Origin of the sequence: Paraburkholderia sp. PREW-6R, from assembly GCF_039621805.1 — a bacterium.
Taxonomy (GTDB): domain Bacteria; phylum Pseudomonadota; class Gammaproteobacteria; order Burkholderiales; family Burkholderiaceae; genus Paraburkholderia.
Genome location: NZ_CP155073.1, coordinates 272,578 through 289,810 on the forward strand (window position 1 = coordinate 272,578; position 17,233 = coordinate 289,810).

A 17,233-nucleotide genomic window follows, 5' to 3' on the forward strand; every position below is an offset into this window, starting at 1 on the left:
ATAACGAAAAAGGGAATTGTCATGCTGATTACTTTTAAATGCCGCGCCTGCCCAGACGTGATGATGCTGGAAAACCTCGCACAATATCTGGTGGGTATCGTCGGTAAGCAGCTGGGTCAGCGGGGCGTCATCATGCACGACGAACTGGCTCTGGCAATCGAAAAGCTCGAAGCTGCGATTACGTTCGACAAACAGGAGCGCGCCGAGCACGACGGCCATTTCCACGAACACGAAGAAGGCCACGAGCACCACGAGATTCCGCCGGGTCTTGCGCAACGTGCCTATCCGTTCCTCGACATGCTGCGTGCGGCGCAGAAGGAAAACACGGACATCATCTGGGGCATTTAGGTCGGCGCGCTGTTGCCGCCCGAGCTGAATCGGCTCGAACGCGAGGCCGAGCCGTACCATACGGCGCGGCTGCGCCCGAGGTGAGGGCCAGGAAGGGTAAGGTCGGCGCAAGGTGAGGACGAGGTGGGCGCAACAGCATAGCCTCACGCCTCAATGAAAAGAGCCCGCTCGAAGCGGGCTCTTTCGCATTTCAAAGGCCGGCTTGCTACAGCCTCGCCCCACCAGCTTGTTAGCTGGCAGCGTCCGCAGGGGCGGCCGCGGGTGCCGACGCGCCTTTCTTCATTTTCTTTTTCTTCGGCTTCTTGACGTGTTTCTCGACGGGCGGCGAATACGAACTCACCGCGCCGCTGGCGCCGGCGGGAGCGGCCGTCTGAGCCAGTGCGACCGAGGCGCTGGCGGCGAGCGAAACAGCAGTCAACAACAGCGTCAGCTTCTTCATACGATTTTCTCCGTTGACGATTGCAATTAATTAAGCCGACGCGTTTTGGCCGCGTCTGGCGGGGTCCAGCCGATTCAGTCTACAAAGCCGAAAATTACGGTGCTGCAAATATTCAGTCTTTCACGCTGGATATAGTGGATTTCCCGCCACGCTTCGTTCACAGCAAAGGTGCGAGTGCCCGTTCGGCATCGGTTTTCGACAACGACATACGCCTTGCATAGTCTTCCAGCTGATCCTGGCCGATCTTGCCCACCGAGAAATACGTGCTGTCCGGATGCGCCAGATAGAAGCCGGAGACACTTGCCGCGGGCAGCATGGCGAGCGATTCCGTCACGCTCATGCCGATCTCGGTGGCATGCAGCAAGTCGAACATGTCGCGCTTGACCAGGTGATCCGGGCAGGCCGGATAGCCCGGCGCCGGACGTATGCCGTGGTACTTCTCGGCAATCAGATCCTCGTTCGAAAGCGTTTCGGCCTCCGCATAACCCCACAGGTCGCGGCGCACGCGAGCGTGCAGCGCTTCGGCAAAGGCTTCGGCGAAACGGTCGGCAAGCGCCTTGAGCATGATCGCGCTGTAGTCGTCGTGATCCTTTTCGAACTGCTTTTCCTTCACGTCGACGCCGAGACCCGCCGTCACCGCGAACATGCCGATGTAGTCCGCCACGCCCGAATCTTTCGGTGCGATGAAGTCCGCGAGCGACCGGTTCGGGCGCATGACGCCATCCACCACCGGACGCACGCTCTGCTGGCGCAGGTTGCGCCAGGTGAGCGCGACTTCGGAGCGCGATTCGTCTGTGTAGATTTCGATGTCGTCGTCGTTGACCGTATTGGCCGGCAGCAACGCGATCACGCCGTTGGCTTGCAGCCAGCGGCCCTGAATCAGCCGCGCGAGCATGGACTTGCCGTCAGAGAACACGCGCCGCGCCGATTCGCCGACGATCTCGTCGTTCAGGATCGCCGGATACGGACCCGCCAGATCCCAGGTCTGAAAGAACGGGCCCCAGTCGATGTACTTCGCCAGTTCGCCCAGATCGAAATTCCTGAACACGCGACGGCCGATGAACTTCGGTTTGACCGGTTGATAGCCGCTCCAGTCGATTTTGGTCTTGTTCGCGCGAGCCTCGGCGAGCGTGACCATGGGCTGCGCTTTCTTGTTGGCGTGCTGATCGCGAATGCGCTCGTAATCAGTTTTGAGATCGTCCAGATACTTTGCAGCGCCTTCGTCGGACAGCAGGCTCGACGCCACCGACACCGAGCGCGACGCGTCCGGCACATACACGACCGGACCTTCGTAATTCGGCGCGATCTTCACGGCCGTGTGTACGCGGGACGTGGTTGCGCCGCCGATCAGCAGCGGGATTTTCTTGACGCGGAAATAGTCGTCGCGCTGCATCTCCGACGCGACGTACGCCATCTCTTCGAGGCTCGGCGTGATGAGGCCGGACAATCCGATGATGTCCGCGCCTTCGACTTTCGCTTTCGCCAAAATGTCGTTGCAGGACACCATCACGCCCATGTTGACGACTTCGAAGTTATTGCACTGGAGCACCACTGAGACGATGTTCTTGCCGATGTCATGCACGTCGCCCTTGACCGTGGCGATCACGATCTTGCCTTTCGCGCGCACGTCCGCGCCGGCTTCGGCCATCAGCTTCTTTTCTTCTTCGATATACGGAATCAGGTGGGCGACCGCCTGCTTCATCACGCGCGCCGACTTCACGACCTGCGGCAAAAACATCTTGCCCTGCCCGAACAGGTCGCCGACGATGTTCATGCCGTCCATTAGCGGACCTTCGATCACGCTGATCGGGCGGCCACCTTCGGCGGCGATCTTCGCGCGCACTTCCTCGGTGTCCTCGACGATGAAGTTGGTGATGCCATGCACGAGCGCATGCGACAGACGCTTCTCGACCGGCTGGTTGCGCCATTCGAGGTTCTCTTCCTTCTTCGCCGCGCCGGTCTTGAACCTGTCGGCGATTTCGAGCAGACGGTCGGTGCCGTCCGGCCGCCGGTTCAGCACCACGTCTTCCACGCGCTCGCGCAGTTCGGGATCGAGGTCCGCATACACGCCGAGCTGGCCGGCGTTGACGATGCCCATGTCCATGCCCGCCTGAATGGCGTGATACAGGAACACAGTGTGGATCGCTTCACGCACCGGGTCATTGCCGCGAAACGAGAACGACACATTCGACACGCCGCCGCTCACCGTTGCATACGGCAGGTTTTCCTTGATCCAGCGCGTGGCGTTGATGAAGTCGACGGCGTAGTTGTTGTGCTCCTCGATGCCCGTGGCGATCGCGAAGATGTTCGGGTCGAACACGATGTCTTCGGGCGGGAAGCCGACTTCGTTCACGAGGAAGTCGTATGAGCGCTTGCAGATCTGCGTCTTGCGCTCGAAGGTATCGGCCTGCCCCTGCTCGTCGAAAGCCATCACGACTGCGGCCGCGCCATACCGGCGGATCAGGTTCGCATGGTGGCGGAACGCTTCCTCGCCTTCTTTCAGCGAGATGGAGTTCACGATCGCCTTGCCTTGCACGCACTTCAAACCGGCCTCGATCACTTCCCACTTCGACGAGTCGATCATGATCGGCACGCGCGCAATGTCCGGTTCCGATGCGATCAGATTCATGAAGCGAACCATGGCCGCTTTCGAATCGAGCATCGCCTCGTCCATGTTGACGTCGATTACCTGTGCGCCGTTTTCGACCTGCTGACGTGCAACCGCGATTGCGTCGTCGAACTGGTCGTTCAGGATCATTCGCGCGAACGCCTTCGAGCCGGTCACGTTCGTGCGTTCGCCGACGTTGATGAACAGCGTGCCGGAGGTGACGTTAAACGGCTCGAGGCCGGAAAGGCGCATGGTGTGATCGGTCATGGCGTATGTGCTCGATTGCTGCGGTGGAATGCGTTGGGTTCGACAGACTGACGGTGCGGCGCCGCGTGACTCAGGCCGCGTCGCGATACTGCGTGGGCCACTGGCGCGGCTTGATGTCGGCCAGCGCTTTCGCAATCGCCGCAATATGCTCCGGCGTGGTCCCGCAGCATCCACCCGCGATGTTCACGAGCCCCGCCTGGGCAAATTCTTTCAACAGGCCCGACGTGTCCGCGGGCAATTCGTCGAAGCCCGTGTCGCTCATCGGGTTCGGCAAACCGGCGTTGGGATAGCACGACACGTAGGTATCGCACAGTTTCGCCAGTTCGGCGATGTACGGGCGCATCAGCGCCGCGCCCAGTGCGCAGTTCAGGCCGAAGGTCAGCGGCTTTGCATGACGCAGCGAGTTCCAGAACGCCTCGACCGTCTGACCCGACAGAATGCGGCCCGACGCGTCGGTGACGGTGCCTGAAATCATGATCGGCAGGCGTTCGCCCGTGTTTTCGAACAGCTCGTCGAGCGCGAACAGCGCGGCTTTCGCATTCAGCGTGTCGAAAATCGTTTCGACGAGGAACAGATCGGCGCCGCCGTCGAGTAGCGCCTTGGCCTGCGCGTAATAGGCTGCGCGCAGTTCGTCGAACGTGACGTTGCGCGCACCCGGATCGTTCACGTCAGGCGAGATGCTCGCAGTTTTCGGCGTCGGTCCAATCGCGCCGGCGACAAAGCGTGGCTTGTCCGGCGTCGAGTATTTGTCGCAGGCGGCGCGCGCGAGCTTTGCCGATTCGAGGTTCATCTCGATTGCGAGGTCTTCCATGCCGTAGTCGGCCTGCGCCACCGTGGTCGCGCCAAACGTGTTCGTTTCGATGATGTCGGCGCCCGCAGCGAGGTACTGCTCGTGAATCTCACGGATCACGTGCGGCTGCGTGATGGACAACAGCTCATTGTTGCCCTTGATATCGCGACCATAGTCTTTGAAACGTTCGCCACGGTAGGCGGTTTCATCGAGCTTGTAGCGCTGGATCATCGTGCCCATTGCGCCGTCCAGAATCAGGATGCGCGACTTGAGCAGCGCAGGCAGCGTCGCGCCGCGCGTGTAAGCGGCTTCTGGACGGATGGGCGTGGCAGTTTGAGCAGGCTGGTTCATGGCGGACAAGGGCTTGCGCCGGTGTTTGCGGAAGCCTTGCATTGTAGCCGCTGCCGCGCGGTTTCGCCGGGTGCCGGCGGCGAGGGCAGCAGGCGCAGTCAAGGCGGTCGCCGCCATTCAGCGCGTTTGGCTGACATCGCAGAACGGTGCGGGCCAGATGGCAGCCTCGGGGGGAGGGCTGGTTCCAAACAGTTTTGAGACAGATGTAGACGTGCCAAATAAAACGGTCCAGCAGACGAACGCCTGCTGGACCGCTTCATCACTACAGACCGACTTGTAAAAGCCGCCGGTAAGGCCTGGCGGCGCGGTCAATGTTGGTCGCCAACGACGTGAGCCGAACCCTCTGGTTAGTGAAGAATGACCGGCTGATGCATCAGACTGTCGAATTGCCCAAGAAATTCGTCGACTTCATCCAGTGACGGTTCCTCTTCGATCAGCTTCTGTACGTGCTCGCGAAAGCGCGCCGCCATTGCGCCGTCAATGTAAATTTCACGCTGCATGTTTTTATCGACGATCTCGTAGCCGCCCGACTTCATGGCCAGCAGACCTTCCTGCGGCGGAAACTCGACGACACAATAATTAGGGCTGTTGTAGATCATTTGCATGGCGACACTCCTTATTTCCGTTGGCTCCTAGCCGTTCTTGCGCCATAGGTGGAGCATTTGGTGTGGAATTCAAGGGGTGGGTCCGGATTGACACTTGCAAAGTTCCGGACCTACCGGTTAGACCGGCCTATCAAGAAACGCTTCAAGCAGTGCAGCAAAGCGGTGAGATTGCTCCACGGGTGCCCGGTGAGCGGCATCGAGGAGTTCGAATCGTGCGCCTTCGACAGCGTCTGCTATCGTCTGTGTAGCAGCAGGTGGCGTGCCTGTGTCGACGACCCGCCACGGTCAGGGTTGGGCGACGCATGTTTCCCAGCTTACTGCGTACGTCGAAATCACGCACCGCCGCACACGCAAACGCGTCGCCTTCCAGCAACGTCCGCATGAAACCTCCCGGATGAGCTCGACGGCTTCCGGGCGCGCCGCCAGACTGGCGTCTCGCCAACCCGTTGATGGACAAACGTGAGCTACGGTCCGCCGCTCCCGTTGCTCAGCACATAACGCGTTTGATGCCATTCATCTTTACTTGCATGCGGGCTCCTCGTCCGGGGATCGCAGCGGAAGGTCCATCCACGCATGCGGGCCGTGCGCTTCGCGCTGGTGAATCGTCGGGACTCACTCAATATACGCAGCCTGTACGCGAATGGTTGCAATCAGTATGCGATTGTTGACCGCGCCGGAAGTTTCGCGGCGGGGTTCGGAGTCCGCGCGTTGAGGGCTTAAGGCCGCGTGATGCCGGGTGTGTCGGTGGGACTGGTGGAATCGGTCGGTGCCGAAGGGGTGCTTTCTGGATCCTCGGCCGCCGGCTTGCCGCGCCAGACCAGCTCGAATTGCGTGCCGTTGGGTTCTGTTTGAACGATCCGCGCGGGCAGCCAGCCGAGCGACGGCGCAAGCCACACGTCGATGCGTCGCAAATCGCCGTCGTGCCGTGGCAGGCGTTTGAAGTGCCGCGTGTCGAGATAACCTTGCGCGGTGCGGATCGTTTCGTCGCCGATCGTTTCGACGGGCCAGTTCTCACCGCTGTCGCTATCCACGACGAAGAACTGCCGCGTCACGCCCGGTTTGTAAGCGGACGGGTCGCCGCGCACGAGGCTTGCCAGTTGCATGACCATGCTGAAGCGGTCCTGCGCGCCGTCGGGCAGCGGCAGCGTGGCGGGGGTACGCGTGAAGCCGATCTTTTTGTCGGCCCGGTTGAAGATCGCGATGTCCTCGGCACGCCGGCCGCGTTTCTCGACGTACTGGTCGGGCGCGAGGCCGAACGCGTCGATATGACCGTGACTCGAATAGACGAAGGTGCCGACAAAGGGCAGCGGCACCGAGACGACCATCTCATAGCTTTGCGGACTGCTCGTCCAGTGGATCGTGCCGGGCTGGTTGCGCACGCCGTTGTAAAAGGTGTCGTACTGCAAGTCGCCCGACGGCGGCACGGAAAACTTGACGCCGGCCGACGCCGCGTGCGCGCTCGCCGCACTGGCCGCACCGGTTGGGTCTGCTGGGCTCGCCGCACTTGCCGCGCCCGTTGATTGACCGGCGACGGCCGCCGTTGTAGCCGACGCGGAACTCGCAGCGGCCGCGGCACTGGCGGCAGCGTCCGACGCAGCCACGCTTGTGGCCGGCGTCTGCGCCGAGGGTTGCGTCGCGGTCAGCACATGTTCGCGAGGCTTGACCGATTGCGCGCGTTGGGCCGGCGCAGCGGCCGGCGTTTGCGGCGAAGCCGCTGCCGGTTTGCGCTCGATACGTTCCGGTGTGAGCAACGCAACCTGCACGGGCACGTGCGCGTTGTCGGACGGGTTCAGGTTGGCGCGGTTGCGCTCCACCCATTGCGCGGCGATCCAGTGCAGCACGGCCACCACAAGCAGCACGGCAATCCAGCGCAACGTACGCACGACCGCTCGCGGTCGATCTGGCGGCGTCGGGTCAGTGCGATGCGATGTCAAGGGCGAAGCCATCAGCTAATGGACAGGTTGAACGGCAGAAAGATTCGGAAAGATTGCAGATGCGTTCCACGTGGCCCACGACGACAGCCACGAAGACAGCGCCAACGACCGCGCCTGCAATAACTTGAAGACGCGGCGCAAGGTGGACGTCGATGCCGCCGGAACCACGGCCGCCTCTAACGCGGCGTCGCACTATACCCCAGCTCATAAGAGAGCTTTTGCGCGCATTCGCGCATCGCGGTGTCGATCTCGCCGCCCCAGCTGATATCGAACGCGCCTTCGTGACCGAGCGCAACGAGGCCGAGCGCGAGTTCGCCCGTCGAGTCGAACACCGGCATGCAGAACGCGTGAATAGTGGGCAGCAACATGCCTTCGACGCGCGCAGCACCATGCTGGCGCACGTCGGTCAGCACGCGCTCGACCTCGTCCCGCGTGCGCGGCCCGCCGATATGCGCCGAGCGGCGTGAATCGGCGAGTTCGCGTTCGAGCATGGCGGCGGTCTTGCTCGCCGGCAGGTAAGCGGCAAATAGCAGACCGGTGGCGGAACTGAGCAGCGGCATTACATCGCCGAGTTTGAGCGACGCTTTCGCGGGATGGCTCGATTCCATCCAGTGCACCATGGTTGGCCCCTGATTGCCCCAAACCGCAATGCCGACGGTCAGATCCAGCTGATCGCGCATTTCCGCCAATGCGATGCGTGCGAGCTTGACGCCGTCCACTCGCGCAAGCCGCGCGAGACCGAGCTGCAGCGCAAAGCCGCCAAGCTCGTAGCGCCCCGACAGCGGATCTTGTGCGACCACGCCGAGCCGCAGAAAGCTGACCAGATAACGGTGCGCTTTCGCCGGACTCATGCCGGCGCGCTGCGCGAGATCGCGCAGCATCATCGCGCGCGGCTCGTGGGTCAGTACATCGAGCAATCTGAAACCCACCTCGATCGACTGGATCCCGGAGCGCAGCTTTTCCTCGCCTGTCTCGGCGCTTTCATCGTCGGATTCACGCGCATCGAGCGGTTCGGTAGCGTCGGAACGGTTACGGATCGCATTGGAGCGGGCGTTTGAAGGCATGAGCAAAGCGCACCTGGCGCGTGGAAACCGTGAAAAAAGGTACCGCAGGAGCGGCACGGAACTCGCGTAACCGATATGCCGGGTCACGGCATTTGGGTCGCACCGATTCACCATCGTAGAATAGATTCCTTCTATCGTCACCAACACGGTTCGCTTCTCTATGAAACTTGCCACGCTGAAGGACGGCACGCGCGATGGTCAACTGATCGTCGTGTCCCGTGACCTGCACACCGCCGCGATCGCCGACGCGATTGCGCCCACATTGCAGCGCGTGCTCGACGACTGGGCCTTCTATGCGCCGCAACTGCACGATCTGTACGACGCGCTCAATCAGGGCCGCGCGCGCAATACCTTCAACTTCGACGCGCGAGACTGCATGGCGCCGTTGCCGCGTGCATTCCAGTGGGCCGACGGGTCGTCGTACGTGAACCATGTCGAACTCGTGCGGCGCGCGCGTGGCGCGCAGATGCCGCCCGAATTCTGGACCGATCCGCTGATGTACCAGGGCGGCAGCGACGACTTCATTGGCCCGAAAGACGACGTGCTGTGCGCGTCGGAAGCATTCGGGATCGACTTCGAGGCGGAAGTCGCGGTGATCACGACCGACGTGCCGATGGGCGTCACTCCCGAGCAGGCGCTCAGAAGCGTGCGTCTGCTCACGCTCGTCAACGACGTATCGCTGCGCAATCTGATTCCCGCCGAACTCGCGAAGGGCTTCGGCTTTTTCCAGAGCAAGCCGGCTACGTCGTTTGCGCCGGTTGCCGTCACCCCGGACGAACTCGGCGAGCACTGGCGCGAAGGCCGCGTGCACCGGCCGATGATCGTCCACTGGAACGGCAGGAAAGTGGGCCAGCCGGATGCGGGCACCGACATGGTGTTTCACTTCGGGCAGTTGATCGCGCATGCCGCGAAGACTCGCAATCTGCGCGCCGGGGCGATCGTGGGCTCGGGCACGGTATCGAACAAGGACGCCACGCGCGGTTATTGCTGTATCGCCGAGAAGCGTTGCCTGGAGACGATCGAACACGGCGCGCCGCAGACCGAGTTCATGAAGTTCGGCGATACCGTGAAGATCGAAATGCTCGACGAAGCGGGCAAATCGATTTTTGGTTCGATCGACCAGAGCATCGCGCCGCTCGATTGACCGGCAGATCGACAGAAAAGGGTTTCGCCCGATGCCGGCGCGGAAGCGCGCCGCTAAACTGACTGGCGCGGTGGCGCGCCGCGCGGCCGCCGTCACGGAGGTGAACTTCGGAGGTAGGGGCCGGGCTGCCTTCAGAGGCAGCAACGGATCGGCAGCAAACAAGCAACAGACAGGCAACAAGAGAGCAGCGTTTCGGCAGGACATCAAAACGAAAAACCGACGTGAGGAGACAGGCATGCCGCAAATCGAATTCAGGCAAACGGGAACCGTGCGCGCTCAGACGAGCGGCGCGAAGACATCGAATCATCGGCTGACACGCATGGCGGCGACGCTGTGTGCTGCGTTCGCCGCTTCGCTGCCGGCGCTCGCGCTTGCCCAGGTCAAGATCGGGCTCGTGCTCTCGCTGACCGGACCGGCCGCGTCGCTCGGCATTCCCGCGCGTGACACCGCCACGCTTCTGCCCAGGCAGATCGGCGGGCAGAGCGTCGAGTACATCGTGCTCGACGACGCGTCCGACACCACGCAAGCCGTGCAGGACACCAAGAAGCTGATCTCCGAAAATCACGTCGACGCGATCATCGGCTCGTCGATCACGCCGAATTCACTGGCGATGATCGACGTGGTCGCCGAAGGCGAGACGCCGATGATTTCGCTGGCGTCGTCGGCGAAAATCATCGAGCCTGTCGACGCCAAACGCCATTGGGTCTTCAAGACGCCGCAGACGGACGCGATGATGGCGTCGGCCATTGCCGAACATGCGAGCACGCATAACGTCAAAACGATGGCGTTCATCGGTCAGGCCGACGCACTCGGCGAAACGTTCTACGCGGAGGTCGCGAAGTTCGCGCAGTTGCATCACATCAACATGGTGGCAAGCGAGCGCTTCAACCGGACCGATCCGAGCGTGACAGGTCAGGTACTGAAAATTCTCGCCGCGCATCCCGATGCGGTCGTGGTCGGCGCGGCCGGCACGCCCGCCGCGCTGCCGCCAAAGGCGCTCAGGGAACGCGGCTTTAAAGGATTGATCTATCACAATCATGGTGTCGCCAATAACGACTTCCTGCGCGTGTGCGGCGCCGATTGCAACGGCACGTTCCTGCCCGCATCGCCTGTGCTGGTCGCGGCGCAGTTGCCGTCGGATCATCCCGCGAAACGCCTTGCGCTCGACTATATCGCGCGCTTCGAAGCGTTCCGCGGACCGGGCACGGTCTCCGCATTCGGTTCGTACACATGGGACGCCGGCACGCTGCTCGGCCATGCGGTGCCCATCGCATTGAAAGCGGGCGCGCCGGGCACGCCGGAGTTCCGTCGCGCATTACGCGACACGCTCGAAGCGACGCACGGTCTCGCAGACACCAACGGCGTCGTCAACATGAGCGCCACCGACCATCTCGGGCTCGACCAGCGCGCTCGCGTGATGGTCGAGATCAGCAACGGAAAGTGGATTTACCAGCCACGCTGAACGTCGCGCAATGGGCGCAATGGGCGCAATGGGCGCAATGGGCGCAATGGGCGCAATGGGCGCAATGGGCGCGACTGGGCGCAAGAGCCACAGCGCTATGGCCGAAGCAATGGCCGCGCCGATTCGCTGCGCGACATCGCGACACCCTGATCATGAACACGGATTGCTCACATGTCTGAAGTACCTTCGCAAGCGCCACACAGTAACGACGCGTTTTATGCGCACTACCAGTCGCTGCGGTTGCACCGCCATCCGCACGGCGTGCTCGAGATCGTGATGAGCGGCGAGGGCGCGAACAAAAGCGGCCTCGCCACCGCGAATGCACGGATGCACTTCGAGCTGGCCGAAATCTGGCGCGACATCGATCGCGATCCCGAGACCCGCGTTGCGATCATTCGCGGCGAAGGCAAGGGTTTCTCGGCAGGCGGCGATCTGCAACTCGTCGAGGACATGGCGACCGATTTCGATGTGCGTGCGCGCGTGTGGCGTGAAGCACGCGATCTCGTCTACAACGTGATCAATTGCAGCAAGCCGGTCGTCTCGGCGATGCATGGCCCGGCCGTGGGTGCAGGGCTCGTCGCCGGGCTGCTCGCGGACATTTCGATCGCCACGAAAACGGCGCGCATCATCGACGGACATACGCGGCTTGGCGTTGCGGCCGGCGATCATGCGGCGATCGTCTGGCCGCTGCTGTGCGGCATGGCGAAGGCCAAGTATTACCTGATGCTGTGCGAGCCGGTGAGCGGTGAGGAAGCGGAGCGCATCGGTCTCGTCTCGCTTGCCGTCGACGAGACCGATTTGCTGCCTAAGGCTTTCGAGGTTGCGCAAAAGCTTGCCAACGGGTCGCAAACGGCCATTCGCTGGACCAAGTACGCGCTGAACAACTGGTTGCGTTCGGCGGGACCGACGTTCGATACGTCACTCGCGCTCGAATTCATGGGCTTTGCGGGGCCAGATGTGCGCGAGGGCGTGAAGTCGTTGCGCGAACGGCGCGCACCGGATTTCGGCGACGGCGATCCATGGCGCGGCAAAGCAGGCGAAGCCGGCCAATCGTCGGACGGCGGGAAATCCTGATGCAGCTCGTTTGACTGAACCCCGCGCGGTATGATCGAACGGCAAGCGCACGGCATGGCGACCATCTTTCCTTTTCAGCAGCGAGGCGACAAGCATGACTGAATCATCCGACACCACGCCGCCCTTTCCCGGCTTTCCTGGTTTTCCGCCCGCCGAAATGCTCGAGCGCATGTGGGGCATGATGCGGTTCTCGCCGTTCTCGGCGGCGCAACCGGCCGGCGGCCTGACGCCGTCATTGTCGATGATGTCTGACATGATGGCGCCGCTCACCAACGTCGAAGAACTCGACAAGCGCATCACCGACATGCGCGCGGTCGAGCAATGGCTCAAGCTGAATCTGAGCATGCTGCAGTCGGCGATTCAGGCGCTCGAAGTGCAGCGCGCAACGCTCGCCACCTTGCGTGCGTTCGGCGCGTTCGCCCAGCAGTCGATGTCGCAGCCATCGGCGCCGGCGCCCGCGCCGGGTCCGTCGCCGGCGCCGTCAGGGTGGCCGCATAGGCCCGCGGGCGGATCGGCTTCGTCCGCGGCCAGCGCAGACGCCGCTGCCGGAACAGCGGGCAAAGACGAAGGCCAGGATGAGCCGGACACCGCTCCATTCGATGCGTCCGCGTGGTGGAGTCTGCTGCAATCGCAGTTCAACCAGATCGCACAGTTCGCAATGACGCAACCGGCGGTCGCGGTGGCAGCGGCGGGCGGCGCAGCGGCACAGCCGCAGGCCGACGCCAGCGCCGGCACTTCGCCGCCGGCGGACCATGCCAACGAAGCGGACGCCGACGCCGACGAATCCGCCGACGAAGCGGGGCGTGCGCCCCCGGATTCAGCGTCGCCGGCACCACGGGCGGCGGCGAAGCGGGCGCCTGCCGCCACGAAGCGCGGAGCTAGCGGGACGAGCAGCGCGCGCACCACGAAGAAATCAGCGTGAAGCAGGCATGAACGTGGACGGAGGCGGTGACATCGGGCCGCTTGCCTCGCCTTCTGCACGTGGGCGGGTCCGAACAGCAAACGTCCGGATGTCACGGTTTTGACGCCAACTATCACTCACACTTCGCGGTCGGTACGCTGGATTGAGCGAAATCAATCAGGCATTGGAATTGCGACTTCTACGGCGAGGGTTTGGTTAAAACAGCATGCTATGATTGTGTAAGCTTGAATTTTGGCTTTTGGGCGTGCGCTGAAAACTACCAATCCAGCCGCCCTCGTCTCATTGCCGCCGGTATCGCTGGCGGAGGGCTGGATGGTGCGGTTCTCATCGCAAACTGGCTCGACCTCAGGCACAGGGTATCCCTCACCCACGGTTGGCCGCGCGGCGCGTCACTTACGGTTAGCAGCGCACGCGCAACGCCCGGACTTCTTTGCTGCCCCGGTGCATCTAGGCAGCGGATTACCGCGTAAAATTGAATGCTTGGCTGAACGCTCGGCCGGGCAGACAGCGAGCGGCGAATGCAGTTCGCTACAGGCAAAAGTGCTACACGTAGTAGTTATAGACACAGACAGTATGCGCAGAACAGGGGTGGGACTATGAACACCATGCTTTATCCGGAACTTTATAAATCGCTCGAATCCGTTCGATGGGACATGGAGAAAGACATTCCCTGGGACAAGTTCGATGCATCGCTCTTGACCGACGAGCAGGCCGCAACGATCAAGATGAATGCGATCACCGAATGGTCGGCGCTGCCCGCCACGGAAATGTTTCTGCGTGACAACCATCACGACAGCGATTTCTCCGCGTTCATGAGCGTGTGGTTCTTCGAGGAACAGAAGCATTCGCTGGTGCTGATGGAGTATCTGCGCCGCTTCAAACCGGAAATGTGCCCGACCGAAGAGGAACTCCACGCAGTGCGTTTCGAATTCGATCCGGCGCCGCCGCTCGAAACGCTGATGTTGCACTTCTGCGGCGAAATCCGTCTGAACCATTGGTATCGCCGTGCGGCCGAATGGCACACCGAGCCGGTCATCAAGCACATCTACGAAACCATTTCGCGCGACGAAGCGCGTCATGGCGGCGCATATCTGCGCTACATGAAGAAAGCGATGATGCAAACCGGCGACATCGCACGCGCCGCATTCGCGAAAATCGGTGTGCTGATGGCATCCGCACGCCGCACGGAAAAGCCGCTGCATCCCACCAATCTGCACGTGAACCAGGCACTGTTCCCACGCGACACGATCCAGTCGCGTCTGCCTGATCCGGAATGGCTGGAGCGCTGGCTCGACGAGCAGATCCGTTTCGACGACGGCTGGGAGAAAAAGGTCGTCGAGCGCATTCTTCACAATCTGTCGTTGCTGTTCGAGCGCACGTTCACGACCGCACAGGAACTGAACCGCTATCGCAAGGAAGTGGTGACGCGTCTGCAGGCAGATCAGAAAACTGCCGAACAGCCGGCCTGACGCTCGCGTTTCTCAAGGTCCGCGCGCTTCATGCGCCACCCGGTTGGATGGTTGAAGGAACGGCCCGACAAGCGTCAGCTTGCCGGGCCGTTCTGTTTCGAGGTGCCGTTCCGCGTGTATCGTGACGGCATTTTTCTCTTTTCTTCGCTCTGGCTCATGGCTGCTACTTTCGAACGCAAGATTTTCACGCGAGATGCGCTGGCGGCGCTGCGTCCGTCGCTGAAGGCGCCGGTCGTCTTTACGAACGGCGTGTTCGACATCCTGCATCGCGGGCACGTCACGTATCTCGCCGATGCAAAAGCGCTGGGCGTGTGTCTGATCGTCGGCGTGAATAGCGACGCATCAGTGCGCATGCTGGGTAAGGGCGACGACCGGCCGATCAATAACGAAGCCGATCGCATGGCGCTGCTGGCTGCGCTGGAGAGCGTCGATTACGTGGTGTGTTTCGGCGAGAAAACGCCCGTCGATCTGATCACGGCGCTGCGGCCGGACGTGCTGGTCAAGGGCGGCGACTACGACATGGACGTGTTGCCCGAGTCGGCGATCGTGCGCGGTTGGGGCGGCAAAGCGCTGGCCATTCCGTTCGAGCACGACCGCTCGACCACAGCGCTTCTGAAGAAGGTGCGCACGCACAGTTAGGTCGGCGCGGCGCACCCGCAGACCGCTGTCCAGCCTGCTATTGCGATAAGGCAGAAGCCGCAATCGGCGCCGTGGGCGCGGGGCCGCCCACCACCGCCTGGTCGGCAGCCTCGGCGGCGGTCACCGGTTGCACCTTCAGCACTTCCGGACGAACCTGCCGGTTCAGATGATTGGGCTCACGGCCACCTGCGGTCGGCGTGGGGCCGAAAACGCCGCGCACGGCGACGAATGCCAGCAGGTTGGCGAGAAACAGTATGGCGATCAGCCAGCGCAGCATGGGGGATGTCCTGTCCAGAAGTTGAGCGGCCGTATTCACGCCCGCGATTGAGCCGCCGTTTCGCTTGTCGCGCGATGCTCGGCGGCAATCAGCGCGAGCCCCGCCAGCACGAGCGAATCGTGGCGAGTATGCGGCACTTTGAGTGCGCTCGCCACTTCATCCACGGCGCCGCCGCCGACTACGAGCCGCACCGGCACCTGCCATTCATCCTGCAGGTCACGCCACATCCGTTCGATCAGACCTGCCTGCGCCAGCGTGCAACCCGCCGACAACGAACGCGGCGTGTCCGTCGCGAAGAATGGGCCGCGCCGTTCGGCGCCGGCTTCACCGTTCACCCCGTGCATCGGGTCCACGCTATTGACGCTATTCGCGGGATTCACGCCGAGCAGGCCGCGGGCTGCGCTGGCGTCGAGTGTAGGCAGTTGCGCGGTATGCTCGCCGAGCGAGCGCATCATCAAGGTCCAGCCTGGCGCGATCAGGCCGCCGACGAAACGGCCATCCGCGCGCAATGCTTCGAGCGTAGTGGCCGTGCCGAACGTCGCGATGAGCAGAGGTTCGCCGGGAAAGGCCGCGCGCGCGCCGATCATGCCTGCCCAGCGGTCGCTGCCGAGCGCGTGCGGCGTGGTGTAGCAGTTCGTCACGCCGCATTGCTGCGCGCACGCGCGGATCGTGGTGATCGGCAAGCCCGGCCAGTGTGCGTCGACGAGCAGCGCGACGCGCGCCGCGACCGCCTCGCCCGCGACATTCGAAAGCCATGCGCGGCGCGGCGCAGGCAGACCGGCCCACGCCGGTTGGCCGTCGCGGTCGCCGTGCGCCAACGCGCCCGCCGCGATCTGCGTGCCGTCCGCCTGTACCAGCGCCCACTTGATGCGGCTGTTGCCCGCATCGATCAGCAGATCGGGCGCACCGTTGTTCATGCAGCACCTTCGGCGAGGCGCAACGACACGTCACCGGTCGCGACGGTCTGACGGCCCGCCGCCGTGTCGAGCAGCAACTGGCCGCGCTCGTCTGCACCCGCCGCCACGCCGCGCGCGATTTCCTCGCCTTGCTCCAGCAGCACGACTTCCCGGCCCGCGTACGCATGCACGGCGTTCCAGCGGGACTGAAACGGCGCGAAGCCTTCGGCGCCGAAACGCAGCAGCGCCGGTTCCAGCGCGTTCAGCTCCGCAGCGAGCGTATCGGTGAGGTTGGCGTTGGGCAGCGCGCGTTGCAGCGCGGTGGGCACCGTGCCGCGCGCCTGGGGCGGCACGTCCGCGTTCAACGCGCCGACCTTGGCCGCCAGTTCGTCCGCACCCTTTACATTGGTGCCGATGCCGATCACCACGGCGCTCGCGTCCTCGGTGCTCCATGCGGTTTCGATCAGAATGCCGGCCAGCTTGTCGCCTTCCAGCAGCACGTCGTTCGGCCACTTCAGCGCGATCTGTCCGGGGCCCGCGACCGGCAGCGAGCGCAGCCCGTCGACCAGCGCGACACCCACCGCGAGGCTCAGCCCCGCCAGTCCTTCGAGCGGACGCGGCAGCACGCAGGCCACCGAAAACAGCAGCGCGTTGCCCGGCTCCGCGTACCACGGGCGCCCGCGCCGGCCGTGCCCGGCGGTCTGCAGATACGCGACCCGCACGATCGGGCGCGGCAGCGCGCCGGGCTTGCGTGGCAGCGCTTTCACGCGGGTCATGAGGTCGGCGTTGGTCGAGCCGGTTTCTTCGACGATTTCGATCGGCCAGTCATGCGCATGAGGACCGAACAGCGTGACGGCGCGCTCGCGGTCGATGCGCCAGTCGGGTTGGCCCGAGGCCGCCGCTGCGGCTTGCGAGGGAGTCTTGGAGGCGTTCATGCTCATATT

Annotated in this window: 16 protein-coding genes; 7 read left to right on the top strand and 9 right to left on the bottom strand. The window is 63.2% G+C overall.

What is annotated here, in order from left to right:
• Window positions 1-21 precede the first annotated feature (21 nt).
• Entirely contained in the window at window positions 22-348 is a 327-nt protein-coding gene (locus AAGS40_RS01190) for a DUF1840 domain-containing protein (RefSeq protein ID WP_345812648.1), read from the top strand.
• Between the two features lie 229 nt (window positions 349-577).
• On the opposite strand, the gene AAGS40_RS01195 is transcribed toward AAGS40_RS01190, so the two are convergent.
• The 6 genes from AAGS40_RS01195 to AAGS40_RS01220 all read right to left on the bottom strand — a co-directional run bounded on the left by AAGS40_RS01195 (window position 578) and on the right by AAGS40_RS01220 (window position 8,406).
• Window positions 578-787: an acid-shock protein gene (locus AAGS40_RS01195; protein ID WP_345812649.1), complete on the bottom strand. Its 210-nt coding sequence runs from the start codon at window positions 785-787 to the stop codon at window positions 578-580.
• Window positions 788-944: 157 nt separating this feature from the next.
• Window positions 945-3,662, bottom strand: a complete 2,718-nt coding sequence (gene metH / locus AAGS40_RS01200) for a methionine synthase (protein ID WP_345812651.1) — start codon at window positions 3,660-3,662, stop codon at window positions 945-947.
• Between the two features lie 70 nt (window positions 3,663-3,732).
• A complete protein-coding gene (locus AAGS40_RS01205) occupies window positions 3,733-4,803 on the bottom strand; it encodes a homocysteine S-methyltransferase family protein (RefSeq protein WP_345814450.1) in 1,071 nt (356 codons plus the stop codon).
• 347 nt (window positions 4,804-5,150) lie between these two features.
• Window positions 5,151-5,408 carry a DUF3567 domain-containing protein gene (locus AAGS40_RS01210; protein ID WP_074762832.1) on the bottom strand — a complete coding sequence of 86 codons (258 nt, stop codon included), beginning with the start codon at window positions 5,406-5,408 and terminating at the stop codon, window positions 5,151-5,153.
• A 716-nt stretch (window positions 5,409-6,124) separates the two neighbouring features.
• Complete coding sequence (locus AAGS40_RS01215) at window positions 6,125-7,354, bottom strand: DUF3108 domain-containing protein (protein ID WP_345812652.1); 1,230 nt, start codon at window positions 7,352-7,354, stop codon at window positions 6,125-6,127.
• 164 nt (window positions 7,355-7,518) lie between these two features.
• A complete protein-coding gene (locus AAGS40_RS01220; RefSeq protein ID WP_345812653.1) occupies window positions 7,519-8,406 on the bottom strand; it encodes an IclR family transcriptional regulator in 888 nt (295 codons plus the stop codon).
• 160 nt (window positions 8,407-8,566) lie between these two features.
• Between AAGS40_RS01220 and AAGS40_RS01225 the strand changes: the two genes are divergently transcribed.
• The 6 genes from AAGS40_RS01225 (at window position 8,567) to rfaE2 (ending at window position 15,116) form a co-directional block, all read left to right on the top strand.
• Window positions 8,567-9,550 carry a fumarylacetoacetate hydrolase family protein gene (locus AAGS40_RS01225; RefSeq protein WP_345812654.1) on the top strand — a complete coding sequence of 328 codons (984 nt, stop codon included), beginning with the start codon at window positions 8,567-8,569 and terminating at the stop codon, window positions 9,548-9,550.
• A 319-nt stretch (window positions 9,551-9,869) separates the two neighbouring features.
• Window positions 9,870-11,012, top strand: coding sequence for an ABC transporter substrate-binding protein (locus AAGS40_RS01230; RefSeq protein WP_345814451.1), 1,143 nt, complete (start codon window positions 9,870-9,872; stop codon window positions 11,010-11,012).
• 171 nt (window positions 11,013-11,183) lie between these two features.
• Window positions 11,184-12,086 (top strand): enoyl-CoA hydratase/isomerase family protein, encoded by a 903-nt coding sequence (locus tag AAGS40_RS01235; RefSeq protein WP_345812655.1) that lies wholly within the window; start codon window positions 11,184-11,186, stop codon window positions 12,084-12,086.
• 94 nt (window positions 12,087-12,180) lie between these two features.
• A complete protein-coding gene (locus AAGS40_RS01240) occupies window positions 12,181-13,008 on the top strand; it encodes a PhaM family polyhydroxyalkanoate granule multifunctional regulatory protein (protein WP_345812656.1) in 828 nt (275 codons plus the stop codon).
• Between the two features lie 596 nt (window positions 13,009-13,604).
• Window positions 13,605-14,477: a ferritin-like domain-containing protein gene (locus tag AAGS40_RS01245; RefSeq protein ID WP_345812657.1), complete on the top strand. Its 873-nt coding sequence runs from the start codon at window positions 13,605-13,607 to the stop codon at window positions 14,475-14,477.
• A gap of 156 nt (window positions 14,478-14,633) precedes the next feature.
• On the top strand, window positions 14,634-15,116 hold the full coding sequence (rfaE2, locus tag AAGS40_RS01250; RefSeq protein ID WP_345814452.1) for a D-glycero-beta-D-manno-heptose 1-phosphate adenylyltransferase: 483 nt from the start codon (window positions 14,634-14,636) through the stop codon (window positions 15,114-15,116).
• A 37-nt stretch (window positions 15,117-15,153) separates the two neighbouring features.
• Here the strand turns inward: rfaE2 and AAGS40_RS01255 are convergent, their stop codons facing one another.
• Genes AAGS40_RS01255 through AAGS40_RS01265 form a run of 3 tightly spaced genes read right to left on the bottom strand, consistent with a single transcriptional unit; the run spans window position 15,154 to window position 17,224 of the window.
• Window positions 15,154-15,393 (bottom strand): hypothetical protein, encoded by a 240-nt coding sequence (locus AAGS40_RS01255; RefSeq protein ID WP_345812658.1) that lies wholly within the window; start codon window positions 15,391-15,393, stop codon window positions 15,154-15,156.
• Between the two features lie 35 nt (window positions 15,394-15,428).
• On the bottom strand, window positions 15,429-16,310 hold the full coding sequence (locus AAGS40_RS01260; RefSeq protein ID WP_345812659.1) for a type III pantothenate kinase: 882 nt from the start codon (window positions 16,308-16,310) through the stop codon (window positions 15,429-15,431).
• A complete protein-coding gene (locus tag AAGS40_RS01265) occupies window positions 16,307-17,224 on the bottom strand; it encodes a biotin--[acetyl-CoA-carboxylase] ligase (RefSeq protein ID WP_345812660.1) in 918 nt (305 codons plus the stop codon). The genes AAGS40_RS01260 and AAGS40_RS01265 overlap by 4 nt, the downstream gene beginning before the upstream one ends.
• Window positions 17,225-17,233 lie beyond the last annotated feature (9 nt).